We start from the raw sequence: 26,576 nt of genomic DNA, 5'->3' as shown, positions 1-26,576 counted from the left end.
TTCCGAGGGCGCCAATCCCCGAACAGGCGTCGGCCGATCGACCAGCGATACGCATTCACTCCGATCGCAAATGGCCGGAGCGAATTGTCTTCGATACCGCGTCGCCGACAATCGTTGCCGCCGCACCCGCGGTCAATATCCCTGATGTCGCGATGTCGTCAGACGTCACCGAACTGCCTGTTAGCCGGATGGATAGCCCGACAGTCGCAAATGCGCTCGCAATGCTGCCGCGTCCGGATACACGCCCGCCTGGATCCATCGATCGCAAGCGACAACCCAAGATATCAAGTGTCGCCGCGCGGCCGAGACGACACGTCAAGCCGCAGATGCTTCTAGCGGCGCGACAAGGGCAGTTCACCTGGCTCGGCTTCAGACCCTGGTGATCGGCGTCCGGACACGATCCGAACGCCGACGTCGCAGCGCCTCTTCGTATGCCGCACAGACACTTCCCTGCCATCGCAGACACCTGCGCGTGGCAGCTCGCCGACCTCGATCGTCAGAACTAACAGCCGGGTCGGAGCGAAAGCCCTTCGCCGTTCGTCAAGGCGGAGGCCCCGGTCTCGGGGCCTCCACTATGGGCGGAAGCACAGTTCAGTAGCGAGCGGTGACCGGCGCACCATAGCCGCCGAAACGATAGTTCAGCCGAAGTGTGACCATGTCCACATCCTGGCTGACCCCGTTGCCGAGAAGGGTCAATCCCCCCGGCGTGACCACGCCTGCGAAGGACGTGTTGTCACGCCCCATCCAGAGATGGTCGTACTCGATACCGAACGACCAGTTGGGAGTGAAGCCATATTCCCAGCCGACGCCCAGGGCGCCACCCCAGCGCGTGTGACCTGCCGAGGCGAGTCCAACACCGGTGGCATTGTTGAATATGTCAAAGCGATTGCGCGTTACCGCAGCGCCACCCTTCACGTAGAACAGCGACGCGTTCCACGCCCAGCCGAGTTGAGCCGTGAACAGCCCGATGGCATCTATCTTGCCCGTGGTAGAGATCAATGGGTCGATCAGGCTGACGCGTGTGTTCTTGATCTCGGCCCAGTCGCCCTGCGCTTCCAATCCGAGCACAAACTGATTGGTTTGCCAGCGGTACCCGATCTGTCCGCCAGCAAGGCCTCCGGAGCGATCAGCGCAACCACCTGCAACTGTCCCTGCGGGCGTCAGGAAATCCACGCAACCGTGGCTCTGCCCCCAGCCTCCATTGGCGCCAATGTAGAATCCGCTCCAGTTGTAGATCGCCACCACCGGTGCCGGAGGCGGCGCCGCCTTGACGGCCATATCGGCGGCCATGGCCGGAGCCGCCATGTTCAGCGCCGCGAAGCTGATCGCAGCCATCGAAAGCCTTTTCATCGTCATGTCCCCTCGCTCTGATCTTTTTGTTTAGAAACGCAAATGCAGGCTGGCGTGCATAAGCACGGCGAACATCCATACGTTACGTTCGATGAGACCCTACGCCCGTAACAAAATGGCAACACTCAAGAGCCGTGTATGTGCACGAAGACGTGCCTATTCCGGGTCGGGATCGGTATGTCGTTCAGTGTCCGATCGTTCGCCGGTAAGCCAGGCTTGGATGCGGGCCGATGGAATAAGCTGCCTGGGGACGCTCGGATTGATCGTGCCCGCAAATACCGCGAGGCCTTCGTCGAGCTTTGCACGAGCGAACGCTTTGGCCTCTGCTTCGGTAGCGAAGGTCCTTGTTTCACGAGGACTCCGCTGCTTCGGCAACGTGCCGCGTTTACGGACCTCGAAGGTGACGTACCAAGTCGGCGTCATCGCGCACCCACCGGCGAATTGGCCCAGCCCGCCGATCCCCTGTTGTGGTGCGCCTGTCACATAGCCGATTGATCTGAATCAAGATCGCGCCTGATGCTGCCAGACAACAGCGAAGCGACGGGACCTAGACAGAGGTATTCTTCGGCGGGGCTACCGCACAGCCTTGATCCACGTCAATGTCGCTCATCCTTTCGCGCACACGCTATCTGCAGCCGCAGGAAGGCCGTTTCTGCCACCCCTGATTTCGCAAGTGCAAAAAGGAGGACCATCATGAAGGCGAAGACGCAACTCTCGATGAGATCCGCGACGATTGCAGGTATAGCTTCCAGCGCCCTTCTGGTCCTTGCAGGCGTCACACTTAATCCATCACCGGCCCACGCAGTCGTATATTGCCAGTACGTCGATTATCCGGGGGGGTGCGTTGCCCGGGCCGGCGTCGTTCTGAGGCCGCGCCCCGTTGCGCGTGCAGCAGTCCGCCACAACGCGGGCGGCAATGCAAATGGCGGCGTCAATCGCGTTGGCGCGCGGCGGTAAGGGGATTTACTCGCGGATCGCGAGCCTGGCAGTGAGCCAGGTTCGCGATCGCATATTTCTGCCTGGAAACTGAAAATCATCGACGAGCTGGCGTGTGACGTGCCACGCGAGTCCGAAATGGGCGCCAAAGCGGACATTTGGCGATCAATCCGAGTTTGTGACTCGCGCCCCTTTTTTAGCTCTCGGTTCTCCAGGGCTTCGGCCGCACCACCCGCGTCAGCATCGGAAAAATGCCTGTTGCCGCCCCAGCGCATCGATGCCAAGAGGACGATCCTCAGTGGCCGACGTGAACGGCGCCGCCGAGCTTGATCGTCCGCAGCATCAGCGCAAGTGGCACCGCGGCAAGCGAGATCAGCGTCAAGACCCAGAAGACATCCACATAAGCGAGGTACGACGCCTGGGTCTGCACCTGTTGCCCGATCCACTGGATGGCCTGATCGTGTGCCTGCGCCGATGAGCTGCCATGGCCGGCGAAGAAGCTCGTGATCTGCTGCAACGTATTCTGATATTGCGGACTGGACGGGAGCACCTGCTCGACCAGTCGGCTCTGATGGAACTGCTCGCGATGCGTCAGCACGTTGGAGACGACCGAGACACCGATCGAACCTCCGGTGTTGCGGGCTGCGTTGATCAAGGCGGAAGCCTGGTCGGTCTTCGACGGCGGAATGCCGTCGTAGGATGCGGCCATGATCGGCACGAAGATCAGCGGCAGGGCGAGACCGAGCAGCATGCGCGAACGCGCCATGAACCAGAAGCCGAGATCGCCATAGACGTTGGTCATGCTGTACATGGACAGCGCGCAAATCACCGCGCCGGCAATGATCAGATATTTGGGCTGCACCTTGGCTGCCGCGCGGCCGACGACGAACATCATCAGCATCGTGACCACGCCGCCCGGGGAGAGCACGAGGCCGGCCCAGGTGGCGGTGTAGCCGAAATCCTGCTGCACCAGTTGCGGCAGGAATTGCGTGGTTGCGAGCAGGATCGCGCCGGTCGCCAGCATGACCAGGAAGCAGGCGCCAAACTGGCGCGTCGCCACCATCCGCAGATCGATGATCGGATTGCGGCGAGCGAGGCACCAGGGGATCATCAGCGCGAAAGCGAGGGCGCAGATCGCTGCGAACGTGACGATGAACGGCGAGCCAAACCAGTCGTCCTCGAGTCCGCGGTCCAGCACCACCTCGAGCGCGCCGAGAAAGGTCGCGATCAGCAGGAAACCGACGAGGTCGAACCGTACGACCGCTTCGGCCTTCGGGGTCTCAGCCAGGACAAACGCGATGAGCGCCGTCGCGATCACACCGACCGGCACGTTGATCAGAAAGCACCACTGCCAGGAGATATTGTCGGACAGCCAGCCGCCGAGCGTCGGCCCGACCACCGGGGCCACCACCACGGCGATGCCGAACACAGCAAAGGCCTGGCCGCGTTTCGCCGGCGGAAATGCATCGGCGAGGATCGATTGCGCCACCGGCACCATGCCCCCGCCCGCGAAGCCCTGGAGCATGCGGCACAACAGCAATACATCCAGGTTCGGGGCAAAACCGCACAGCAGCGAGCTGAGGGTGAAACCTCCGAGGCAGATCAGGAAGAACCTCCTGCGGCCCAGCATCCTGGCGAGAAAACTGGACGCGGTCAGGATGATGGCGTTGGAGACGAGATAGGTCGTGACCACCCAGGACGCTTCGTCCTCGCTCACCCCCAAGCCGCCGGCGATGTAGGGCAGCGCGACATTGGCGATGGTGGTGTCGAGCACCTCCATGAAGCTTGCGAGCGCGACCAGGATGGCGATGACCCAGGGGTTGACCGCGACGCCGCTCGCAGACGCCGGAGGGTTGCCAGGGATTGCAGCGGCGCTCACAGGTACCTCCTCAGTCGCTCATAGAGCGAGGGCCTTCCGTCGACCCGCGCGGTGGGGACCACCGACATGCCCGGCCCGAGCGCGACGTCGGCCGGCGGATCGTCCATGGCGATCTTGACCGGCACGCGCTGGACGATCTTGACGTAGTTGCCGGTGGCGTTCTGGGCTGGCAGCAGCGAGAACGCGGTCCCGGACCCGGGCTGGACGCTCTCGACATGACCGTGGATCCTGCTGGCCGGATAGGCGTCGATCGCGAGCGTCACCGGATCGCCCGGCCGCATCTTGTCGAGTTGAAGTTCCTTGAAGTTCGCCGTCACCCAGATCTGATCCGGCACGAACGTCGCTAGGCCATTGCCGAGCTGGGCGAATTGGCCGGTTGCGGCGCTCAAATTGACGACACGTCCAGGCTGGGCCGCGGTTACCGTCGTGTAGGACAGATTGAGCTGGGCCTGATCCTGCTGGGCCTTGGCCTGAGCGAGACTTGCAACGGAGCTCTTGCGCTGCGCCTTCAGCGCGTCGACCTGCCGCTGCGCCAGCTTGAGGGTTGCCTGCGCACTGAGAAGTGCAGCCTGCTGCTGGCGCAATTGCGAGCTGTACTGCTGCGAGTTCTGAACCGTGCCATAGCCTGTCTGCTCGAGGTGCTCGTACCGCGCCGCCTGCTGCTCGGCGAAGACCAGCCCCGCCTGCGCCTGATCCACCTGGGCCTGGTTGGCGCTGATCTGGGCCTGCTGCACGTCGAGCTGCGCATCGATATTCTCGATGCTGGCTTGCGCGGCCGCGACTTGCGCCTGCGCCTGCTCGAGCGCCGTGCGATAGTCACGGTCATCGAGACGGGCGATCACGTCGCCGGCCTCGACGTGCTGGTTGTCGGTGACGGGAACGGCCGTGATGTAACCGGAGACCTTCGGCGCGATCGAAAACTGCCGCGCCGCGACGAAAGCATCATCGGTCGACTCGAAATGCCTTGCATCATCAACGTAGAGATAACCGCCCGATATCGCCGAGGCGAGCAGCACCGCGCCGATAGCGGTGACGACGGGACGGCGACGCAGGATACCGGCGCGTTCCTCCCTGGCGTCCGCCTCCGGCCGCGCTGTTTCCGGCTGAATGGACGAGGCAGGCGCTTTGGTACCTGGGCCTTCATCCCGAGAGACAGTCCGCGCGGTGACTTTCTGCGGCTCGGACTCGGCACCCGGTCGGTACGAGGCCGGTACAGCCTGGTGGCCTTCGACAGCTTCGCGAAATCCTTCGTCCGTCTCAAAAACATTGTCTTCGAACATGCTCGTCGCTCCTGCTGTCAGCGACGCCTTCAAGGCGCGCATGAAAAACGGAACCGTATCGTTTCGATATCTCAACTAGTCCCGTCGAACCGGCCGGTCAATAGGAACGAGACCGTTCAGTTCTATTTACAGGCATCACAGCTGCGTGTAGATCAGATGATCGGAGCCCGGATGAAATCGCGATGAAAACCAGCAATTTAAAGAAGTTGCCGGCGGCGAAGGCCAAACGCGCGAAAGTGCGCTTTGGCCGGCCGCCCAAGGAGCTTGCCGGCGAGGTCGACGCCCGCATCCTCGACGCTGCGCGAAAAGTGTTTCTGGAGCGCGGGTTTGAAGGTGCGAGCGTCGACGAGATCGCCGAGGTTGCCCGCTCGGGAAAGGCCACGATCTATGCCCGCTTCCGCGACAAGCGGGCTCTGTTCACCGAGGTGGTGACGCACGACATCCTTGCCCGCATCACGGAGTTCAGCGCCGAGCTGCCAACCGGTGCAACAATCGAGGAGCGCCTCACCAGCGCCGCGAGCACCCTGCTGCACTGGGGTTTGAACAGCGAGAGAATCGCGTTGATGCGGTTGGCGATCGCGGAGACGCGCCGCTTCCCTGATCTGGCGAGCACGGTCAGCCGGTCGGCACGTGATCTCAGCACCGAGCTTGGGGTGCACTTGCTGAGCGAGTTGACGAAATCCGATGAGCTTCGATCGCTGCCGGCCTTTGCCCCGGAGCACCTGACGTCAACAGCCCGTCTCTTTCTCGATCTGGTCGCCGTGCCCATGCTGCTGCGGGCGCTGTTCGAGGCGGATCTCAGGACTCTCGACCCGGAGATCGACGAGCATGTGACGCGCAGCGTTGCGTTCTTTCTCTCTGCCTGCCGACACGGCGCGAGCTGAGCCCTGCACGAGAGGCGCTGGTTCGTCGCAGGGGGAAATGCCCTCCCCTTTTTCATCATCTGGCGCGGCGCGCCTGGATATCTGCCCTAACGTCTGTTGGGCCGCACCACCCGCGTCAGCATCGGAAAATGCTTGTTGCCACCTGCGAATGGCGGGAACTTTACGAAGTCCGCGCGCATGCGCTTGATCACATCGGAGCCGAGCGCGTGCGCGAGGGCTTGCGGGCTGTCGAATACCAGCTTGTTGCGCTGCATGTGCTCGACCCGCTGCGAGGGCAGCCGGTCGACCCAATCGATACGGGTGTAGATCTCGATCTGGCGGACGTTCGGGAACGTTCGCATGATCAATGGGTGGTGGTCGAGATAATGCAGGTTCCAGGCGTTCATGTCTTCGGCCGGGCCGGGATAGTGCACGAGGTAGCTGCACGGCGTTGTCGTTCCCGCCGGATGTGCGGCGACATCGACGGGGAACGCGCGTGTCAGCATCACCTGGTGCGTGACGTCGAGGCCAGTGAGGCCGGAGTGTCCGGCGCCTGTCGCAAGGCTGGCAAGGATGCTGCCGCGGTCCACCGCCGCCTCGCAGGCGAACAGGTCGGGAAACCGCAGTTGAAGCGCAAACACGGGACCGGAGCCATCGGCCTTGTAGGGATGGTCGACAGACTGTTCGAGCGGCGTGAACAGCAAGTTCTCGGTCATCTCAGGGATCGATCCGACCAGCTCTGCTACGGCGGCAATCTCGTCAGGATGAATCCGCCGCTCGCCTGCCGGATCAGAGAATGTCATGAAAAGCGAGATCATGCCGGCGCTCCCTCAGCGCGCTCGCCCACACTCACATACGGCATGAGCGCGGCTCTGATGTCATCGGGCCACGGGATCGCATGATGATCCACCAGCGATGTCGCGGCAAGGATCTGGCGCGCGCGCCAGCGCATGCCGTTCGCGCCCGAGACCACATGCTCCAGATGGAGGGATGACCCGCCGACCCGGCTGATGCGCAAGTTGAAGGTCAGGAGATCGCCGAACATCGACGGCCGAGAAAAGTCGCAAGCGAGGTGCACCGTCGGCGTCCCGATCTTCCGGACCATGATCAATTCCGGCCATGGAAAACCGATTCCCGCCCAAAACTCCTCGACGACGCCGTTGAGGATGTTCAGGTAGGACGGGAAGTACGCGATCCCGGAAGGGTCGCAGTCTCCGAACCTGAGCGCGCGATCGAACGAAAATGACGTCATCAGATCGCAACGACCGGGTGCCGGATGACACCGACGCCATCGACCCCGGCCTCCACCACGTCGCCCGGCCACAGCCATTCCTGCGGGCTCATGCCGGCGCCGACGCCTTCCGGCGTTCCCGTCGCGATGATGTCGCCAGGCTCCAGCGTCATGCCCGATGAAATGTCCGATATCAGCACCGGAATGTCGAAGATCATGTACTTGGTATTGGAGTCCTGCTTCATGACGCCGTTCTTCGTCAGCCACAGCCGCAAATCATGCGGGTCAGGGATTTCATCCGCGGTCACGATGCAGGGGCCGAACGGCGCATAGGTGTCCATGCCCTTGGAGAAGATCCACTGCCCGGCGCGGCGATTGTCGCGCGCGGAAATGTCGATCATCACCGAATAGCCGAAGACGTGATCCATCGCTGTCTCGGTCGCGACGCGGGTTGCGGTCTTGCCGATGATGACGGCGAGCTCGACCTCCCAGTCGAGCTGCTGCGTCATCTTCGCGTTGTGCTGGATGGCGGCGCCGGGACCGATCACCGACGTTGGCGGCTTGGAGAAGACGACCGGCTGCTTCGGCAGGTCCTTGCTTGTGTCGAGGCTCTTGGCCGATTCCGCGACATGGGCTCGGTAGTTCAGCCCGATGCCGAAGATATTTTTCCGCGGGCGCGGGATCGGCGCCTGCAGCTTGACGTCCTCGACCGCAACGGCGGAGCCGGCCGGGAAACGGCCGTTGGCCTCCTCCAGACTATCCCTGAGCGCTGGAAGCAGCGTCACGCTGTTGTCGATGAACGACAGCATGTCGCTCGGCCATGTCACGCCGCTGGACGCACCGAGGTGCTCGACATCGACGACCAGTCCGTTGACGAGAACGCCGAGGCGGGCACCGCTGGAGCCCAAGGTGTAGGTCACGAGACGCATGGAAGCTTGATCCGGCTCTTGCTGGTGAATTCTGGAAGCGAGCGATAGAACGTCAGGCGGCGACCGGCTGGTGACCGGCGTTGTCGCCATAGGCTTCTTCCCGATAGAAGCCGAGGCTTTCGATGACGGGAAGATCGTTGAAGCAGAACAGGCAGGCGTCCTCGCCGTCCGAGAGGTTGCCATGCTCGTGCCAGGCCCAGGACGGCACGCAAAAAATGTCGCGCTCCTGCCATTCGAACCGCTTGCCGCCGATCACGGAATAGCCGCGGCCCTTGGCGACCTGGTAGATGAAGCTGCCGGTGTGCCGGTGCGACTTCGTCTTCTCGCCCGGCCGCAGCAACTGCATGCTGGCGCCGATCGTCTGCATCACGTGTCCGCCGGTGATCGGATTGACATAGTTCATGAGAATGCCGTCGAAGGGCGAGCCGTCGGTCGCAGCGGCATATTTCCGCAAGGACTCGTAGGTCGGCTCCCACTCGTACTTGAACATAGGCGAGTAGCCCTTCGACCATTTTGAGCCGGCCGGGCGAAGCCCGGGATTGCCCCAGGTCTTGGTCGTGCCGTCGACGGGATAGCCGGAGTCCTCCTGCTGGACATTCGGATGGACCGCGAAAAAGTTTGCTTCCAGCGCGTTGACGAGTGGGATGTCGAGGCCATCCTGCCAGATGCAGACCGAGCCGTTGGCTTCGACGCCATGCTCGTGCCACGTGCCGTTCGGCGTCAGCACGAAATCCCGCGCGCCCAGCGTCATCTTGTGACCGTCGACGATGGTGTAGGCGCCCGCCCCTTCCATGATGAAGCGCAGGGCTGAAGCAGAATGCGCATGCGCGGTTGCGACCTCGCCGGGGTGCATCACCTGCAATCCCGAATAGAGCCAGCCGACCGCAGCCGAGACATCGCGGCGGCCGGGATTGTTGAGATAGATCACCCGCCGCCCCGCCTTCTCCGGCGAGACCAGCTCGACCGAGCGCAGCACGTGCTCGCGCAAATCGCTGTAGCGCCAGAGCACGGGAACGGATGCCGATTGCGGCGCCCACGGCTCGATCTTGTTGGCGACCGTCCACAGCGCGCCGGCTTCGTACTTTTCGAGATCCTTGTAGTAAGCCTTGAGCTCGGGGGTGTCTTCGACATTGGCCCGGCCGACGACGTTCTCGCGCATGCTGTCCTCCAAAGTCCTATTCCGATCTCAGTGGTATCGGCGTGAACCCGCCCTGCTCCGCAGCTTCGCCTTGACCGTCTGCAAGGTCCAGCGGCGCCAAAGGGCGCCGATTGACCCGCAGATCGAAAATGTCGAACCGGTTGTAGTGCCCGACGATGTCATGCATCTGCTTCGGCTGGATGCAGCGGTCGAGATCGATGTCGGCGTAGACGATGCCCTCGTCGTCGATCAGGGCATCGCCGGCCACGCGGCCATCAGGCCCGATGATGCCGGAAAATGCACTCGACTTCCGCTGCAGGCGCGCACGCGCGTCGGGGACAACGGCCTCCATCGCGGTGATGATCTCCTCCGACACCGTCGAGCAGGAGACGATCGTAAAGATCTTGCCTTCAAAGGAATGCGCAATCGCGCGCAGCTTGATTGCCTCCGCCATGTCATAGTCGGGAGGCGCGACCGGAAGCGAGATGTAGCTGGCGACATGCACGAGCTCACCCTGACCCAACAGCGCAAAGCGCGCGAGCGTGTTGGTGTTCTCGCCGCAGGCGAGGCCGCCGAGACGCCCGATCTCGGTATCATAGACGCGCAGGCTCGATCCGTCACCGCCGGTCCAGGTCAGCTTCTCTGCCCAGGTCGGCACCAACTTGCGGTGCTTGCCAAGCAACGCGCCGTCGGGCCCGATGAAGACCAATGTATTGTAGATCGCTCCCAGCGACACCGTGGTGCGCTCGTTGACGCCGAGCACGACGTAGCATCCCGTATCGCGTGCAGCCTTCCGGACGACGTCAACCTCCGGACCCGGCACAAGGACAGACGTCTTGGCGAGCTTCTCGAACCACGCGCTGCCGGTGACGGGATCGGTGATCCAGTTCCAGTAGGGATAGCCGGGAACGAACACTTCGGGGAACGCGACGAGCTTGGCGCCATTGGTCGCGGCCTCACGGACCAGTGAAGCCGCCTTGTCGGCCGTCGCGCTCGGGTTGAGATAGACCGGTGAAGCCTGGACGGCGGCAGCTCTAAAGCGAGGCAGCTTCAGCATTGGCCCTACCCTGTCGCCGGCTCATGACCGCCTTGTCGGAGCAGAGATCCGCAAGCGTGATAGCATGGCGCGGCGTTGACTTACTTCACATGTAAACGTATGCTATCGCATATTTCTGGAGGGTGCAATGGCTGAACGTTCCTTTGCTCGCGAGGTCGAGGATCTCCGGCTCGGCGATGGCGACACGTTCCGCGGCGAAGGCATCCTCGCCATCACCAAGGCGCTGCTGCAATCCGGCGTCGCCTATGTCGGCGGCTACCAGGGCTCGCCAATCTCGCATCTCATGGACGTGCTCGCCGACGCCAAGGACGTGCTCGACGATCTCGGCGTCGTGTTCCAGAGCTCCGCCAACGAGGCGGCCGCGGCGGCGATGCTGTCGGCCTCGGTGATGTATCCCCTGCGCGGTGCGGTGGCGTGGAAGTCGACCGTCGGCACCAACGTCGCCTCGGATGCGCTCGCCAATCTCGCCTCGGGCGGCGTCACCGGCGGCACCATGATCATCGTCGGCGAGGACTATGGCGAAGGCTCCTCCATCATGCAGGAGCGCACGCATGCGTTTGCGATGAAATCGCAGATCTGGCTGCTCGATCCCCGCCCCGACCATGAGTGCATCGTCAATCTGATCGAGAAGGGTTTTGAGCTCTCGGAGTTCTCCAACACGCCCGTGATGCTGGAGGTCCGTGTTCGCGCCTGCCACATGCACGGAAGTTTTGCCTGCAAGGATAATGTCAAGCCGAAGCACACCATCAAGGACGCGCTCAACAATCCCAGGCGCGACGTCAACCGCATCGTGCTGCCGCCAGCGGCCTATGAGCACGAGCAGGAGAAGATCAAGACGCGGATGCCCGCGGCTGTTGGCTTCGTCCGGGACAACAAGCTGAACGAGTGGATGGGGCCGAAGCAGGGCAAGGTCGGCATCATCATGCAGGGCGGCATGTACAACAATGTGATCCGCGCGCTGCAATATCTCGGGCTGTCGGATGCCTATGGCAACACGCAGGTCCCGCTCTACGTCATGAACGTCACCTACCCCGTGATCGACACCGAGGTCGCGGAGTTCTGCCTCGACAAGGAGGCCGTGCTGATCGTCGAGGAAGGCCAGCCCGAATATCTGGAGCAGGCGATCAACACGGTGCTGCGGCGCAGGGACATCCAGGCGCGTGTCCATGGCAAGGACGTGCTGCCGATGGGCGGCGACTACACCGCGCAGGTTCTGCTCGGCGGCGTCAGGGAGTTTCTGGAGAAGACCGAGCCGCGGCTGCTCGGCAACCGGCCGCCGGCACCGGATGCGGCGCCCGTGCTCAATCACCCCGCAATCGAGAAGCTCAAGCAGGTGGTGCCGGCGCGCCCGCCCGGGCTCTGCACCGGCTGCCCGGAGCGGCCGATCTTCGCGGCGATGAAGCTGGTCGAGGAAGAGCTCGGCCAGCACCACGTCTCGGCCGATATCGGCTGCCATCTGTTCTCGATCCTGCCGCCGTTCAATATCGGCGCGACCACGATGGGATTCGGTCTCGGTCCGGCCTCGACCTCGGCCTTCAACGTCAAGGCCGACAAGCGCTCGATCGCTGTGATGGGCGACGGCGGCTTCTGGCACAACGGATTGACCAGCGGCATCGGCAATGCCGTCTTCAACAAGCATGACGGCGTCTTCGTCATCGTCGACAATTTCTACACCTCGGCGACCGGCGGTCAGGACATCCTGTCCTCTCGCGCGGTCAACAAGCGGCGCGACACCAACAACTCGATCGTCAAGGCGGTGAAGGGCATCGGCGGCCAGTGGGTTCGCCAGCTCGACCGCACCTACGACGTCGGCAAGATGCGCGACACGCTGAAGGAAGCGCTGACGACCAAGGACGAAGGCCCCAAGGTCATCGTCGCCTCCTCCGAATGCATGCTGAACAAGCAGCGCCGCGTGAAACCGCTGATGACCAAGGCGATCAAGGACGGCATTCGTACCGTCAAGGAACGCTTCGGCGTCGATGAGGACGTCTGCACCGGCGACCACGCCTGTATCCGGCTCTCCGGCTGCCCGTCGCTGTCGGTGAAGCAGCTCGATGATCCCCTGCGTGATGATCCCGTCGCGGCCATCGACAATTCCTGCGTCGGCTGCGGCAATTGCGGCGAGGTCGCCGAAGCCGCTGTGCTCTGCCCCTCGTTCTATCGCGCCGACGTCATTCACAATCCGACCGGCTGGGACAAGTTCAAGTCCAGGGTCGCCATGGCCGTGATCGGCTGGCTGCAGCGGCGGCGCGACCGCCGGCGTCCCGCGCTCGAGGCGCTGGCATGAGGGACGAAACGGTCCGGCTGGCCCTGCCCGCTGCAGGCGAGGCAACCGAGCGGCCGATCTCGCTCGCGATCGTCGCGATGGGCGGCCAGGGCGGCGGCGTGCTGACGGACTGGATCGTCCAGCTCGCCGAGAACCATGGCTGGGTCGCGCAATCGACCTCGGTGCCCGGCGTCGCCCAGCGCACCGGCGCCACGATCTATTACATCGAGGCGATGCCGCCGCTGGACGGCCGCAAGCCGATCCTGTCGCTGATGCCGACGCCCGGCGACGTCGACGTGGTGATGGCGGCAGAGTTCATGGAGGCCGGCCGGTCGATCCTGCGCGGCCTGGTGACGCCGGATCGCACCACGCTGATCGCGTCCAACCACCGGTCGCTTGCAATCGGGGAGAAGATCGCGCCGGGCAACGGCATTGCCGACGGCAGCGCCGTCACCGGTGCCATTGGGATTGCCGCCAAGACCGAGATCATTTTCGATTTGAACGCGCTGGCGATCGCGCACGGCAGCGTCATCTCGGCGGCGATGTTCGGCGCGCTCGCGGCGGCCAGTGTGCTGCCGTTCAGCCGCGACAGCTATCTCAACGTGATCCGCGCGGGCGGGAAAGGCGCGAAGGCCAGCATCGAGACTTTTGAGGCGGCCTTTGACCAGGTCAAGACCGGCGCTGCCGAAATTGCAGCGCCCGCGCAAGCCAAACAGGCGGTCGCCTCGCCCGCAACGCCAGATCCGGATCTCGCCGGCCTCATCGCAAGATTGAATCAGGAGCTGCCCGAACCCGTGCTCGCCATGGCGCGCGCGGGCTTGAAGAAGGTGGTCGACTTCCAGGACGTCGCCTATGGCACCGAGTATCTCGACATCCTCAGGACGCTGCACGCGGCCGACCGAAGCGCCGGCGGTGGCGCGCGCGCCTATGCCTTCACGGAGGCCGCGGCAAAGTACCTCGCCAACGCCATGACCTATGACGACGTCATCCGCGTCGCCGACCTCAAGACGCGCGCTGGACGCCGCGCGCGCATCGAGAGCGAGCTCGAGATGTCGGAAGGACAGGTGCTCCAGACTACCGAGTTCATGCATCCCCGCATGGAGGAGGTCATGGGCATGCTGCCCGCAAGCTTCAGCCGCTGGCTTGGCGCACAGCCGCGCCTTCGCGGCTGGCTGGATCGACGCGTCAACCGGGGACGCCGGGTGCGGACCTACTCGCTGCCCTGGTTCCTTGCGCTCTATGTCGTGGGCGGGATGCGCGGCCTGCGCCGCCGCTCGCTGCGTCACGCCATCGAGACGGCTCACAGGGACGGATGGCTCAAGGCCGCGACCGAGGCGGTCGCCACCAATTACCAGCTGGGCGTCGAAATCCTGCAATGCAGACGCCTGGTGAAAGGCTATTCCGATACCCACAGCCGGGGGCTGTCGAAATTCGACAGGACGCTGGCAGCCATCAAGCTGGTGGAGCGACGCGACGATGCCGCCGACTGGGCGCGCCGACTGCGCGAGGCCGCGCTGAAGGACAGCGCCGGCAAGGAGCTCGACGGCGTGATCCAGACCATCAAGACTTTTGCATGATTCAAACGGAGCGGGCGCAGGATTGGATTGCCGTTCGCCGCCGAGGGCGTCAGGATCAATCTTGACTACGATTCTCAAGTTGCTAATCGGAGCGAAAGACCCGCGATAATTCCCTCAATTGACGAGACATTTTGTCCTCGATGGTCATGCAATGCCGGCAGCACTCAAAGAGAACATTGTTCCCGTCCCTGGGCAGATTGAAACCCGGCTCTGGCTGCAATTGCTGTCGCTGCATGGCGAGCTGTTCGCCTCGCTGAATGCGATGCTGAACTCCGAGTTCGGCCTGTCGCTTGCAAAATTCGATGTGCTGGCCCAGCTCGATCGCTACCGGGATGGCCTCGCGCTCGGGCAATTGTCGCAAAACCTGAAAGTCACCGGCGGCAATGTCTCTGGCCTGGTGCAGCGTCTTCTCGCCGACGACCTCATCAGCCGGGAGATGTCGAGCGAGGACCGGCGGTCCTTCATCGTGCGCCTGACGCCGAAAGGCGAAGCGCTGTTCAGGAAGGCGGCCGAAATCCACAAGAAGCATCTCGCCAAACGGCTCGAGAACGTCTCGGCCCGGGAGCTGGACGGTGCCCTTTCCGTGCTGAAATCCCTTTCTTCAAAACTTCATACCGAGACCAAGAAGCAAAGTCGCAAGAGATAATGGCCAGAGAATCCAAGAGCAGATGGAAGTCGGGTCCGCCGAGGACCAGGGACCAGCTGCAAACCTACATCCCGTATCTGTTCAACCGGCTCGCCAATCGCTGGAACCTCGATCAGAACCGCGACCTGAGCGAGCACGGCGTCAACAATGTTGTATTCCGGACGCTGTCGGTGCTGTTCATCTACAAGACCCTCACGGTCAACGAGGTCGCCGTTCTCGCGGTGACGGAGCAGTCGACCGCGAGCCGCATGGTCGAATCCATGGTGTCATCGGGCCTCGTCAAGCGCGAGATCGCGGAGGAAGACCAGCGCCGTCGCGTCGTGGGACTGACGCCGGACGGCGAGGCACTGCTGCGCAAGATCTGGCCGATCATGGCGAACAATTACGACAAGCTGATCGAAGGCATCGAGCCGGATGACATCGAGGTCTGCGCGCGCGTGCTGGCCAGGATGGTCGAGAACATCCGCCAGAACCAGATCTAGAGCTTGATTATTTTGGGTTCGATCGGTCTGGCGGCAGGCTCAATACACCTCTCCCGTAGGGAGAGGTGAACCCGCGGCGAAGCTCCGTACCAATCTCGTCATGCTTCAACGCTGAGGAACTACGGGCCAAGGCCGACGAGGCTGGTGCCGCCGCAGACATAGAGAACCTGGCCGGTCACGAAATCGGACCGCTCGTCGAGAAAGAATTCGATCGCGTGCGCGACATCCTCGCGCGAGCCGAGCCGCCCGACCGGAACGTTGCGCGCCATCCGCTCCTGCTGCTCGGAGCCCTTCGGGATGATGCCCCAGAAATTGTCGGTCAGGATCGGCCCCGGCGCGACGACGTTCACGGTGATGCCGCTCGCGGCGAGCTCCAGCGCCCAGGTCCGCGCCATGCCATGCACGCCGGCCTTGGTCGCCGAATAGGCCGAGCGCGTCGCCGCGCCCATCGCGGCGCGTGAGCTGACGAACACGATGCGCCCGAAGCGGCGCGCACGCATCCCCTCGAGCGCGGCCTGGGTCAGAAGCATCGGCGCGCCCAAATGCAGCTGCGCCAGCATCACAATGTCTTCCGGCTTCGCGTCCGGCAGCAGGTTCGGCAGGATCACGCCCGCGTTGTGCACCAGCCGATCGACGACGTGGTCGCGGCAGATTTCTTGTGCGATCTCGCGCGTCTCCTCGATGGAGGTCAGATCAGCGCGATAGGCCGCGAGCAGATCATGTGTCCAGTCCGGCTTCTCCAGCCCGACCGAAACGACGCGCTGCCCGCGCTCGACGAGCTTTCGCGCCAGCGCCTCGCCGATCCCCGAATTGCCGCCGGTGATGAGCGTCGTGCGGATCTCGCTCATGGTCAAACCTGCCGCTTCTTGAGGTCGCGCAGGTCGAAGAACGCGCCATCGCTCATCAGCTTGGCGACAAGATCCTTCAGGCCGCCGCGCTGGATCTTCTCGGTCGCGGTCAGCGGCAGGCTGTCGACGAAACAGATCCAGCCCGGCGCCTTGTAATACGCCATCTGCTCCAGGCTCCAGCGGACGACCTCCTCGGCGAGCGCGCGGCCGGCTCCGGCCTCGGCGATAATGACCGCCGCAACCTCGTCGCCGCGCACCTGATCGGGCGTCGCCGCGACCGCGGCCTGCCGGATTGCCGGATGGCGGTTGAGGACGGACTCGACCTCGACCGCGGCAATGTTCTCGCCGGAACGGCGGATCACGTTCTTCTTGCGATCGACGAAATGGAGATCGCCGTCCGCATCGCGCGACACGATGTCGCCGGTGTGCAGCCAGCCGCCGTCCCACGCCTCCGCGGTGGCTTCCGGGTTCTTCAGATACTCTCTGAAGAAGCCGTAGCGCGGGTCCGCGCCCGCGCGCCGCACGAGCAATTCGCCCGGCGTCCCGACCGGCGCTTCATGTCCGCTGTCATCGACGATGCGAACGTCGACCTCCGGTGCCGGGCGGCCAAAACAGCTGGTGCCGATCTTGCGGGGCTCGACATTGGCGGCGATGACGCCGCCGCTGCCCGTCTCGGTCATCGCCCAGGCTTCCAGCAGCGGAAAGCCGAAGCGCTGCTCGAACGGCGCATGCAGGAGCTTGTCGACACCGGCGCCGAAGCCGAAGCGCACGGTGTGCACCTTGTCCTGCTCCGATGCCGGCGCGCTCATCAGCATCGAGGGCATCACGCCGAGATAATGCAGACAGGTGGCGCGGCTGTCGCGGACGGAAGCCCACCAGGTCCGCGGATGGAAGCGATCGAGCATGGTCAGGCTGCCGCCGACCGACAGCATTGCCATCAGCGACACGGCCATCGCGTTCATGTGAAACAGCGGCAGCGGCGTGATCATGCGCTCGCCCTCGGGCTTGAGATCGATCAGGCCACCGACGTCGCGATACCAGTTGCCGGAGTGCAGGAAATAGGTGTTGGTGAGCACACAGCCCTTGGGCTGTCCCGTCGTCCCGGATGTATAGAGCAGCGCGCATTCGCTCGCGCCATCGCCTGCGGTGGCCGGCCGCGCGCCACCAAAGGGCGCGGGAATGTCGTCCTGATCAGTCACGACCGGAATCGGCCGCCCCGCCTGACGGGCCGCGGTCTCCACCTCATCGCGACGTTCGGCGAGCACGAAGGCCGCATTCATCTCGGAATGTGCGATGATGTACTCGAGCTCGCTCATCCGCAAATCCGGATTGATCGGCACGACGGACACGCCGAGTGCGTTCAGCGCGAACCACAATTCTATGAAGACCGGCCGGTTCTGGAGCAGAAGCCCGACCCTGTGGCCTTCGCCATAGCCCTGGCTTGCAAGAGCTGATCGCCAGTGCTCCACGCGATCAAGCATGGCGCGATAGGAGATCTCCCCCGCGGCGATGCCGTAGATGCCGGCCGTCTCCGGCAGCACGTTGAAGAAGCCGGCCTCGCCTCGGCGCAGCGCGGTTTCACGAAAGCGGGCATAGACTGTCGCGGTCAAGGCATACTCACATGAAGAGTTGAATGTTTCCGAACGGCGCATCGAAATTGACGAGATCGACCCGCTTGAGCTTGATCTTCAGGGTATCGCCGACCTCTACGAATTCGTGCGAGGCCCAGCCCGAATAGCGCTCCAGCAGATCACCGCGCGTCTCCGTATAGATATAGGACGTCCGCGCCTTGAACACGCCGGCAGCCGGGTCGCACGCCACGATCCGCGGCGCCTGGAGCAGATGATGGCAGCGGCTCTTCGGCTTCTGGCTGAAGGTCCGCTCGCCAGACAGACGTTCGACCCGGACCTTCAGGAGCAACAGGTCCTCGTACATCAATGACGGCTGGAGCACCGGATCCTGCTGCTGCCATTCCAGCGGCATCCAGTAACGTCCTTCGGGGTGAAACAGATCGAGCCATTCCTGCCATTGCATCGTGTCGAGCAGCTCGGCTTCCTGATAGATGAGGTCTGTGATCGTCTTCTCGTTGATCATTCGGCGGCCTCGACGTGCTTGTCCATGTCCATGGTCATGAATTTCGCCCAGGCATGAAACTGGTTCCGCATCTGCCGCTCGGAGGTGCCGTTGATGACGGCGGTGACATCCTGCTCTTCGCTGCTCTCGTAGAGCCGCCGCAGATTGACCCATTGATTGCCGTTGGACTTCAGCCCTTCCTGCGCCCGCTCGTACATTTCCAGATCGTCGTGGCCGACGATCGAGGTTGGCGCGTTGATGAAGCGGTTGTACATCAGCGCGCGCTCGTAGAGCTTATCGGGCGCGCCGACCAGGCGATAGACCCAGCTCTCGACCAGCGTCTTGTCGACCGCGATCGGGATGAAGTTGCGCAGGATCTGGACGGCGCCTTTGACCATGATGTTCGGGAAGTACACGGTGTTGTGCCGGACCTCGCCGAGGATCTCGTGCGCCCGCGTTTCACCGTAGGCCGCGACCATCTGGTCAAGATAGCCCGTGACGTCCGAGTAATTCGAATGGATCGAGTTGGCGACGCCGGTGTGGCCATGGCCGTTCGGCCAGATCCTGATGCCGCTCTGCTCGTAGAACTCGTACGGGCTCATGAAAGGACCGTAGAGCTGCACCGCCATCGGCGTCTCGGTGGAATCGCCTTGTTCGCGTTTCCAGACCTTGACCGCCGTGCCGGCCGAGCTCTCATGCGCGACCATCGGATGACAGGTGTCGGTCTGGTTCTCGACCAGCATCTTCCAGTTGCAGGTGTGCATGTAGCGGATCGGCGTGGCGATGACGGCGAGCTTGCCCTCCGGCGAGCGGTCGGCCATGTTGTCGATGGTCGAAAGGCTCTCGCCGAAATAATCCTCGAAGGAGACGCCGTCATCGCTCAGGCGGGCGAAGATGAAATCGCGATAGACGACGACGTTCCTGACTTTCGACAGCCCTCCATTGGCCTGGGTATCGGTAAAGCCGGTGCCCTCGTAGCCCTTCTTCAAGGGGATCGCGAGCAGCGATCCGTCGGTCTTGAAAGACCAGGCGTGATAGGGGCAGCGGAAGAACTTTCCGGTGTTGCCGCAGGGCTCGGAGGCGATCTTCACGCCCTTGTGCGGGCAGCGGTTGTAGAAGACGTGGATGGAGCCGTCGCTATGGCGGCTCGCCAGCACCGGCTGCCGGCCGATAGTGGCAGTGATGAAATCGCCGGGCTTCGACAATTGGCTCGCATGCCCGACATAGACCCAGCTGTTCGGGAACAAATGCTCCATCTCGAGCTCGAAGACCTCGGGATCGACATAGACGTCGCGATGCACCTCAGCTTCTCGAACCAGCGCCGCAATCGCGTGGGCATTCCGTCCGTATTTCGCCATGGTGTCCCTCGTCTCCCTCATAGATCCAGCACCAGGCGCTCCGATTTCGCGCGTGACACGCAGATCTGCATGACCTTGTTGGACGCCTTCTCGTCGTCGCTGAGGATGACGTCGCGATGGTCGGGCACGCCTGCGATTACGCCGCACTGGCAGATGCCGCAATCGCCGCGCTGGCAGTCGTAGAGCACGTCGTGCCCCGCCGCTTCCAGCGCCTGGATGATGGTCTGACCGGCCGCGACGCTGACGACCTGCCCCGACGATTTGAGCTCGACCTCGAACGGTTTGTCGGGCGAACTCGGCTGCTCCGCCTTGAAGAGCTCGTAATGCATGTGGTCGGCCAGAATGGTCCTGGCAAGCGCGGCCGCCCTCACCGCTTCGATCATCCCCGCCGGACCGCAGACATAGATGTGGGCGTCGGCGGCGGCCTCGCCGAGCGCCGCTGCAATGTCCAGACGGGACTCGTCGCTGTCGTAGTGAACGGACAGGCCCTTGGCGCAGATCTCCTGCAATTGCGGCAGGAACGCCAGCAGCCCTTGCGTGCGGCCCGCATAGTGCAAACGATACGGGCTTCCACGAGTCGCGAGCTCCGCCGCCATCGACAGGATCGGCGTGATGCCAATGCCGCCGGCAAACAGCAGCGCGGGCGCCGCCCCCTCGTGCAATTGAAAATTGTTGACCGGCGCACTCGCCTGCACGACATCGCCGATCTTCAGCGCATGCATGAACTGCGAGCCGCCGCTCGAAGCCTCCTCGCGCAGCACCCCGAGCGCCAGCGCGCCCTCGGGGAGGCCCGGCAGAGTCATCAGCGAGTACGGCCGGTCTCCGCCATTCGGAAGCGCCACGCGGACATGTGCGCCTGCCTGCCATTGCGGCACGACGCCGCCGTCCACGTCAAACACAAGGCTCCGTATGAACGGCGTCTCCGCGGCATACGACCTGACCTTGAGCTTCAGCGGATGCGCGTCCATTCTGGCATCTCACGAATTATATGAATTTGCATATTTTTAGACATGTAATAATTGCCTGTCAATCGTCCGTACGGGGCAGGCCCCCTATTTGCCTGTCCGGGGGGCCGCGGAGAGTTTTCGGTCCAAAACATTCATTTTGCTTAGATGTTTGTGCTCCGATCGACCCCACCTGCAGTTGGAGCGACTCGGAAATCCGGTTCGACGAGGCTTCCGCTGCCGGCGCGGCAACCGACGCATGTTTGGTCAAACGGCCTGCTTGATCGAGCACGTTCACGCTGACGACGAAATGGACGTCGCGCGCATTGCCCCGACACCGAGACATTTGTTGTCCAACTCAAGTGAAATTTGGAATGGCCAGGTCCGTTCGTTTCGCCTCTCCTAAGCGGAAATGTCGATCGCGCCGCAGCGTCTCCATGAATGCCGCGCCCTGATCGACGCCGCCAATCATCAGGGGCTATCCATGACCGCGCGCTTCTCTTCGCTCTTGCTCTCCCGGCGTCGCCTGTTGGCCGCGACCTCCGTGGTGACAGCCATCGCCTTGACAGCAATGACGGGCCTGTCTCCGGCGCGAAGTGCAGGCGCTTCGCCGAATGGCGGCGACATTACTTTCCTCATCGACTCGCTCGGCGGCACCTGGATTCCGAACAACAGCTCCATCTCCAGCTTCCAGGGCCACATCTGGGGTCACGTGACCGACAAGCTCGTCTATGTCGATGCCGACGGCAAGGTCAGTCCCTGGATCGCCGAGAGCTGGGAACAGAGCAGCGACGCCACCCAGTTCACCCTGCACCTCAAGAAGGGCGTGTCCTTCTCCGACGGCACGCCACTCGATGCGTCGGCCGTCGTCGCCAATCTCGACATCTGGTACGCCGGGCGCAAGAATGAAGGCATCAACCCGGTTGGCCTGTTCCCGAAGACCTACGACCGCGCCGAGGCGGTCGATGCAACGACCGTGAAGGTCGTCTTCAAGGCGCCGACGCTCGGATTCATCCCGACGCTCGGCTACCATGGCTCGATCCTCATCTCGCCGAAGAGCATTGCGCTACCCGCCGCCCAGCAGGCAGACCTCTCCAAGACATCCGGTAGCGGACCGTACGTTGTCGCCTCCTGGAAGGAGGGCGACTTCGTCAAGCTGGTCAAGCGCAAGGACTACAATTGGGGTCCGGCTGCCGTCGGCCACACCGGCCCGGCCTATCTCGATTCGATCACCTACAAGATCGTGTCCGAGCCATCGCTGCGGGTCGCCGCTGTTCAGTCCGGCCAGGCCGATGTTGCCTACAGCCCCTCACCGCAGGAATTGAAGTCGCTCAAGGACGCCGGCTTCACCACCGCAACCCCGCGCTATCTCGGCTTCGTCAACGGCCTCGCGGTCAACACCAAGCTGGAGCCGTACAACGATGTGAAGGTGCGCCAGGCGCTCCAGGCCGCCATCAACCGCAAGGAGATCATCGACACCGTCTACACACCCGACTGGAAGCTGGCGACGTCCTTCATCCAGAGCAACGTGCCCGGCGCGACCGACCACAGCGACCTCCTGGCCTACAACCCAGGCAAGGCGGAAAAGCTCCTCGACGAAGCCGGCTGGACCAAGGGCGCCGGCGGCATCCGCGCCAAGGACGGCAAGCAGCTGACGCTGACGCTCTACTCCAATCCCTACCTCGCGACGGCGAAGTCGATCGACGAACTCATCGCGCAGCAGCTCGGCAAGATCGGCTGGAAGGTGACCATTCGGGCCTATGACGTCGTGACGTTCGGCGAGAAGGTCAGGTTCGGCGGGACGGCGGTGCCGGCCTACGAGGTGACGCGCAGCTTCATCGATGCCGGCACGGTCGCCAGCATCCTGACCAATGCCAACAACGGCGAGGACTGGTTCGCGCTCGGCGATAGCGACAAGAAGCTCAACGATCTGCGCGACAGGATTGCCGGCGCCTCCTCGGCCGAAATCCGCAATCCGCGTCTCGACGAGCTGCAGACTTACGTCCTCGAGCAAGGCTACTTCATCCCGCGCACGCAAATCGTCCAGCGCATCTACGTGCAGTCGCCGAAGCTCAAGGGCGAGGTCTACAACGGCGTCGCCTATGCCAGCTATTATACGGCAACGATCAGCGAGTAGGAGCTGACCGGCATGACCAATGCCTATTTGTCCTACGCCGCAAAGCGCCTGGCGCAGGCGTTCGTCGTCGTCCTGCTGGCCTACGTCTTCACCTTCATGGTCGTCAGCATCCTGCCCGGCGACCCCATTACCAACGTCCTGCGCGATCCCCAGAACGGATTCACCGAGGACGAGATCAGGCAGATCATCGCCGCCCAGGGTCTGGACCAGCCGATCCCGGTCCAGCTCTGGACGTCGCTGTCCCACTTCGTGGCCGGCGATTTCGGCCGGTCGATGCGGTCCAACCGGCCCGTCGCAACCCTGATCGCCGAGGTTCTGCCGTCGACGCTGATCCTTGCCTCCGCGGCTTTCGCCATCGCGCTGCTGCTGGCGGTGACGATCGGCTACGGCACGCAATTTCTTCCGAAACGCTTCGGCCAGGGCCTGCTGCGCGGCTTCCCGTCGTTGTTCCTGTCCGTGCCCAATTTCGTGATCGGCCTGGTGCTGATCCACCTGTTCGGCTTCCAGCTCGGCCTGTTCCGCGTGATCGCACCCGACAGCTTCTGGGCGACCTTCTTCGCCGCGGTCGCGCTGGGGGTCCCCGTCTCCGCCCGGATTGCCGAGGTGCTGATCGCGAACCTCGACAAGGAGTCGGAGCAAGAATATGCTAGTGTCGCGCGCGGCCGCGGCCTGACGCGGATGCGCCTCTTTGCCAGGCATTTGCTCAAGCCGTCTTCGCTCCCGGTCATCACCGTCACAGCACTTGCCATCGGTGAGCTTCTTGGCGGCTCGCTGATCACCGAGACGGTGTTCGGACGCACCGGCATCGGCAGCCTGGTGCAGCGTTCGGTGAGCACGCAGGATTTGCCTGTGCTGCAGGCGGTCGTCTCGCTCGCTGCGGTCGTGTTCGTGCTCGTCAATCTGATCGCCGATCTCGTCTATCCGCTGCTCGACCCGCGCGTGAAGCTGATTGGTGGTCCCAGGGCCCGTCCGACCACCGCCGACGACGGCGCCGTTGCAACATCCGTGGCGGCCACATCATGACCCTCGCCTCCTTCTCCGCCGCCTCGCGCGTCACGGCGATCAGCCGGCTGACAGCTCTTCGGGTGCCGCCGACCGTCGCGTTTGCCTTCGCGGTCATCGCGATCGTGATCGCCTGGTCGCTGGCGCCCGGCCTGTTCACGAATCATAGCCCGGTCGTCGGTGTCACCGCCGAGAAACTGCTCAGCCCCAGCGCTGCACACTGGTTCGGGACCGATCACCTCGGCCGCGACCTCTATACCCGCGTTGTCTATGGCACGGCCTCCTCGGTGACGAGCGCGCTCATCGCTGTCGTCATCGCCGCCGTCGCCGGCGGCCTCATTGGCCTGCTCGCAGGCTTCCTCGGCGGCTGGGTGGACATCGTGCTCGCCCGGCTGGTCGACGTGCTGCTGGCGATCCCGAACTTCCTGCTGGCCGTCATCGTCGTCACCGCGATCGGTTTCGACACCACCAACGCCGCGATTGCGACCGGCGTCTCGGCCGTCGCAGTCTTCGCGCGCGTGATGCGCTCGGAAGTCATCAAGACGCGGCAGGCGATCTTCGTCGAGGCGGCGTTCCTGATGGGCGGCTCGCGCTGGCACATCCTGTTGCGGCACGTACTGCCGAACGCATCGCGCTCGGTGCTTCCGCTTGCCGTGCTGCAATTCGGCCTGTCGATCCTGGTGATCGCAAGCCTCGCCTTCCTCGGTTACGGCGATCCGCCGCCCGCCTCCGACTGGGGCCTGCTGATCTCGATCGGCAAGGACTACCTCAAATGGCCTTGGCTGGTGTACGCGCCCGCCTTCGTCACGATCGCGACCGTGCTCTCTGTGAACAGGATCAGCCGATGGCTGCGCAAGACAGACTGACCGCCAACACACTCACGCGCGCCGAGCCCAACGCGCCGGTGCCGCTGCGCCCGATTCCATTGCTGCGGGTCGACGGCCTGTCGGTCTCCTACGGATCGCACGAGGTCGTCACCAATGTGGGGTTTGAACTCGGCCGCGGCGAGAGCCTTGCTCTGATCGGGGAGTCCGGTTCCGGCAAGTCCACGATCGCGCGCGCGGTGCTGCGGCTGCTCCCCAGCAATGGGCGCGCCACCGGCCGCGTGGTGTTCGACGGTCAGGAGGTGCTGGGAATCTCCGAGCGCGGCTTCCGGCCGCTGCGGGGACGCGCCATCGGATTCGTGCCGCAGGATCCCGCCAACTCACTCAACCCGGTGCGGACGATCGGTGCCCAGGCGCAGGAAGCGGCCGCGCTGCTCGACGAGCCCGACAAGAGGATCCGCAAGCAGCTCGTCCTGGAGACATTCGCCGAGGTGGGGCTCGACAACCCCCGACGTGTCTACGACTCCTACCCGCACCAGCTCTCCGGCGGCATGCTCCAGCGCGTGCTGATCGGCCTTGCGATCCTGCCGCGGCCGGCACTGCTGGTTGCGGATGAACCCACCTCCGCGCTCGACGTCACGATCCAGAAGCGGATCCTCGACCTGCTCACACGCCTGCAGCACGACCTCAAGATCAGCCTGCTGCTCATTACGCATGACCTTGCGATCGCCGCCGAGCGGGCGAACGCGCTCGTGGTGCTCAAGGACGGCGTCATCCAGGAGGCAGGCCGGACCGCTTCCGTCTTCTCCTCGCCGGCGTCGGCCTACGCGAGAAAGCTGCGCGCGGATGTCCCGGCCCTCAACCCCGACCGTTACGCCGCATTGCGCGATATCGGCTCCCGCTTCCTCAAGACCGCCGCCGGCACAGCACCGAAGATCGCCGTCAGCGCCGTGACAAAGACCTTCAACGTCGACGGCAAGTCGCTGGTGGCTGTCGACGATTTGTCGTTCACCGTTCCGGCCGGCACCACGCACGCGCTGGTGGGCGAGTCAGGCTCGGGCAAGACCACAGCGGTCCGGTTGCTGCTGGGCCTCGAGCAACCCGACAGCGGGACTATTTCGGTCGCCGGCGAACAGATCGCCGGTCGTTCGCCCGGTGAGCTGCGTTCGGCGTGGCGCCACCTTCAACTGGTCTATCAGAATCCGTTTACCTCGCTCGATCCGACCTGGACGATCGAGCGGCTGGTGCGCGAACCGCTCGACCGGTTCGGAATCGGAACGCCCAAGGAGCGCGACGAGCGGGTTCGCAAGGCACTGGCCGACGTCGGGCTCGGCGAGCACCTGCTGTCCCGCAAACCAGCGGCCCTGTCAGGCGGCCAGCGCCAGCGCGTCGCCATCGCCCGGTCGCTGGTCCTCAAACCGGACGTGATCGTGCTCGACGAGCCGACCTCCGCGCTCGACGTCAGCGTCCAGGCCGGCATCGTCGAGGTGCTGCTCTCACTGCAGGCCAATCTGGGCCTGACTTACGTATTCGTCTCTCACGATCTCGCGCTGGTGCGCCAGCTCGCCCACACCGTTTCGGTCATGCACCGCGGGTGCATCGTCGAGCATGGGGAAGTCGCCGAGATATTCGACAATCCGCAGCAGCCCTATACGAAGGCGCTGCTGGCGTCGATCCCGTCAGGTGTTGCCGACGCCGCGCAAGCACCGCACGCGCGCCCTCTGCTGATGGCCGCTGCAGAATGACCGCAGATGGC

24 protein-coding genes are annotated in these 26,576 nt (G+C 63.8%); 10 read left to right on the top strand and 14 right to left on the bottom strand.

Annotated elements, in window-relative coordinates; all coding sequences use genetic code 11:
* Positions 1-591: 591 nt before the first annotated feature.
* Together FXB40_RS17395 and FXB40_RS17390 are read right to left on the bottom strand one after the other, a co-directional pair.
* On the bottom strand, positions 592-1,350 hold the full coding sequence (locus FXB40_RS17395) for an outer membrane protein (protein ID WP_148773426.1): 759 nt from the start codon (positions 1,348-1,350) through the stop codon (positions 592-594).
* Between the two features lie 156 nt (positions 1,351-1,506).
* Positions 1,507-1,773: a hypothetical protein gene (locus FXB40_RS17390; protein WP_148773403.1), complete on the bottom strand. Its 267-nt coding sequence runs from the start codon at positions 1,771-1,773 to the stop codon at positions 1,507-1,509.
* A gap of 270 nt (positions 1,774-2,043) precedes the next feature.
* On the opposite strand from FXB40_RS17390, the gene FXB40_RS49175 reads away from it, so the two are divergent.
* The gene (locus tag FXB40_RS49175; protein ID WP_148773402.1) at positions 2,044-2,307 is read left to right on the top strand and encodes a hypothetical protein; all 264 of its coding nucleotides are present in this window, start codon (positions 2,044-2,046) and stop codon (positions 2,305-2,307) included.
* 274 nt (positions 2,308-2,581) lie between these two features.
* Here the strand turns inward: FXB40_RS49175 and FXB40_RS17380 are convergent, their stop codons facing one another.
* Together FXB40_RS17380 and FXB40_RS17375 are read right to left on the bottom strand one after the other, a co-directional pair.
* A complete protein-coding gene (locus FXB40_RS17380) occupies positions 2,582-4,165 on the bottom strand; it encodes a DHA2 family efflux MFS transporter permease subunit (RefSeq protein ID WP_148773401.1) in 1,584 nt (527 codons plus the stop codon).
* Positions 4,162-5,445: an HlyD family secretion protein gene (locus FXB40_RS17375; RefSeq protein ID WP_148773400.1), complete on the bottom strand. Its 1,284-nt coding sequence runs from the start codon at positions 5,443-5,445 to the stop codon at positions 4,162-4,164. The genes FXB40_RS17380 and FXB40_RS17375 overlap by 4 nt, the downstream gene beginning before the upstream one ends.
* 182 nt (positions 5,446-5,627) lie before the next feature.
* Here FXB40_RS17375 and FXB40_RS17370 point away from each other — a divergent pair, with 182 nt between their 5' ends.
* The gene (locus tag FXB40_RS17370) at positions 5,628-6,329 is read left to right on the top strand and encodes a TetR/AcrR family transcriptional regulator (RefSeq protein ID WP_148773399.1); all 702 of its coding nucleotides are present in this window, start codon (positions 5,628-5,630) and stop codon (positions 6,327-6,329) included.
* An 86-nt stretch (positions 6,330-6,415) separates the two neighbouring features.
* Here the strand turns inward: FXB40_RS17370 and FXB40_RS17365 are convergent, their stop codons facing one another.
* From FXB40_RS17365 to FXB40_RS17345, 5 genes are read right to left on the bottom strand one after another with little or no spacing between them, the layout of a single operon-like run.
* Positions 6,416-7,126, bottom strand: coding sequence for a hypothetical protein (locus FXB40_RS17365; RefSeq protein WP_148773398.1), 711 nt, complete (start codon positions 7,124-7,126; stop codon positions 6,416-6,418).
* A complete protein-coding gene (locus FXB40_RS17360; RefSeq protein ID WP_148773397.1) occupies positions 7,123-7,560 on the bottom strand; it encodes an acyl-CoA thioesterase in 438 nt (145 codons plus the stop codon). The genes FXB40_RS17365 and FXB40_RS17360 overlap by 4 nt, the downstream gene beginning before the upstream one ends.
* A complete protein-coding gene (locus FXB40_RS17355; RefSeq protein WP_148773396.1) occupies positions 7,560-8,468 on the bottom strand; it encodes a fumarylacetoacetate hydrolase family protein in 909 nt (302 codons plus the stop codon). Before FXB40_RS17355 ends, FXB40_RS17360 begins: the two co-directional genes overlap by 1 nt.
* Before the next feature lie 52 nt (positions 8,469-8,520).
* Positions 8,521-9,627, bottom strand: coding sequence for a cupin domain-containing protein (locus tag FXB40_RS17350; protein ID WP_148773395.1), 1,107 nt, complete (start codon positions 9,625-9,627; stop codon positions 8,521-8,523).
* A 16-nt stretch (positions 9,628-9,643) separates the two neighbouring features.
* Positions 9,644-10,663, bottom strand: a complete 1,020-nt coding sequence (locus tag FXB40_RS17345) for a carbon-nitrogen hydrolase family protein (protein WP_148773394.1) — start codon at positions 10,661-10,663, stop codon at positions 9,644-9,646.
* A gap of 127 nt (positions 10,664-10,790) precedes the next feature.
* On the opposite strand from FXB40_RS17345, the gene FXB40_RS17340 reads away from it, so the two are divergent.
* The 4 genes from FXB40_RS17340 (at position 10,791) to FXB40_RS17325 (ending at position 15,634) form a co-directional block, all read left to right on the top strand.
* Entirely contained in the window at positions 10,791-12,950 is a 2,160-nt protein-coding gene (locus FXB40_RS17340) for a thiamine pyrophosphate-dependent enzyme (protein ID WP_148773393.1), read from the top strand.
* Positions 12,947-14,506, top strand: a complete 1,560-nt coding sequence (locus FXB40_RS17335; RefSeq protein WP_148773392.1) for an indolepyruvate oxidoreductase subunit beta family protein — start codon at positions 12,947-12,949, stop codon at positions 14,504-14,506. Before FXB40_RS17340 ends, FXB40_RS17335 begins: the two co-directional genes overlap by 4 nt.
* A 151-nt stretch (positions 14,507-14,657) precedes the next feature.
* Positions 14,658-15,152, top strand: coding sequence for a MarR family winged helix-turn-helix transcriptional regulator (locus tag FXB40_RS17330; protein ID WP_148773391.1), 495 nt, complete (start codon positions 14,658-14,660; stop codon positions 15,150-15,152).
* On the top strand, positions 15,152-15,634 hold the full coding sequence (locus FXB40_RS17325; protein ID WP_148773390.1) for a MarR family winged helix-turn-helix transcriptional regulator: 483 nt from the start codon (positions 15,152-15,154) through the stop codon (positions 15,632-15,634). The genes FXB40_RS17330 and FXB40_RS17325 overlap by 1 nt, the downstream gene beginning before the upstream one ends.
* 119 nt (positions 15,635-15,753) lie before the next feature.
* On the opposite strand, the gene FXB40_RS17320 is transcribed toward FXB40_RS17325, so the two are convergent.
* Genes FXB40_RS17320 through FXB40_RS17300 form a run of 5 tightly spaced genes read right to left on the bottom strand, consistent with a single transcriptional unit; the run spans position 15,754 to position 20,881 of the window.
* Positions 15,754-16,482: an SDR family NAD(P)-dependent oxidoreductase gene (locus FXB40_RS17320; protein WP_148773389.1), complete on the bottom strand. Its 729-nt coding sequence runs from the start codon at positions 16,480-16,482 to the stop codon at positions 15,754-15,756.
* A gap of 2 nt (positions 16,483-16,484) precedes the next feature.
* Positions 16,485-18,092 (bottom strand): ATP-dependent acyl-CoA ligase, encoded by a 1,608-nt coding sequence (locus FXB40_RS17315; RefSeq protein WP_210352166.1) that lies wholly within the window; start codon positions 18,090-18,092, stop codon positions 16,485-16,487.
* A gap of 7 nt (positions 18,093-18,099) precedes the next feature.
* Positions 18,100-18,576 carry an aromatic-ring-hydroxylating dioxygenase subunit beta gene (locus tag FXB40_RS17310; protein WP_148773388.1) on the bottom strand — a complete coding sequence of 159 codons (477 nt, stop codon included), beginning with the start codon at positions 18,574-18,576 and terminating at the stop codon, positions 18,100-18,102.
* Positions 18,573-19,913 (bottom strand): aromatic ring-hydroxylating dioxygenase subunit alpha, encoded by a 1,341-nt coding sequence (locus FXB40_RS17305; RefSeq protein WP_187436940.1) that lies wholly within the window; start codon positions 19,911-19,913, stop codon positions 18,573-18,575. Before FXB40_RS17305 ends, FXB40_RS17310 begins: the two co-directional genes overlap by 4 nt.
* 17 nt (positions 19,914-19,930) lie before the next feature.
* The gene (locus FXB40_RS17300; protein ID WP_148773386.1) at positions 19,931-20,881 is read right to left on the bottom strand and encodes a PDR/VanB family oxidoreductase; all 951 of its coding nucleotides are present in this window, start codon (positions 20,879-20,881) and stop codon (positions 19,931-19,933) included.
* 460 nt (positions 20,882-21,341) lie between these two features.
* Between FXB40_RS17300 and FXB40_RS17295 the strand changes: the two genes are divergently transcribed.
* Genes FXB40_RS17295 through FXB40_RS17280 form a run of 4 tightly spaced genes read left to right on the top strand, consistent with a single transcriptional unit; the run spans position 21,342 to position 26,565 of the window.
* Positions 21,342-22,994 (top strand): ABC transporter substrate-binding protein, encoded by a 1,653-nt coding sequence (locus tag FXB40_RS17295; protein ID WP_148773385.1) that lies wholly within the window; start codon positions 21,342-21,344, stop codon positions 22,992-22,994.
* A gap of 12 nt (positions 22,995-23,006) precedes the next feature.
* Entirely contained in the window at positions 23,007-24,017 is a 1,011-nt protein-coding gene (locus FXB40_RS17290) for an ABC transporter permease (RefSeq protein WP_148773384.1), read from the top strand.
* Positions 24,014-24,862: an ABC transporter permease gene (locus FXB40_RS17285; RefSeq protein WP_148773383.1), complete on the top strand. Its 849-nt coding sequence runs from the start codon at positions 24,014-24,016 to the stop codon at positions 24,860-24,862. The genes FXB40_RS17290 and FXB40_RS17285 overlap by 4 nt, the downstream gene beginning before the upstream one ends.
* Positions 24,841-26,565 carry an ABC transporter ATP-binding protein gene (locus tag FXB40_RS17280; RefSeq protein ID WP_148773382.1) on the top strand — a complete coding sequence of 575 codons (1,725 nt, stop codon included), beginning with the start codon at positions 24,841-24,843 and terminating at the stop codon, positions 26,563-26,565. The genes FXB40_RS17285 and FXB40_RS17280 overlap by 22 nt, the downstream gene beginning before the upstream one ends.
* The last annotated feature ends 11 nt before the right edge of the window (positions 26,566-26,576 follow it).

Source organism: Bradyrhizobium rifense (assembly GCF_008123425.1).
Classification (GTDB): domain Bacteria; phylum Pseudomonadota; class Alphaproteobacteria; order Rhizobiales; family Xanthobacteraceae; genus Bradyrhizobium; species Bradyrhizobium rifense.
Note: the sequence above shows the minus strand (reverse complement) of the source record. Positions and strands in the feature narration are given on the sequence as shown.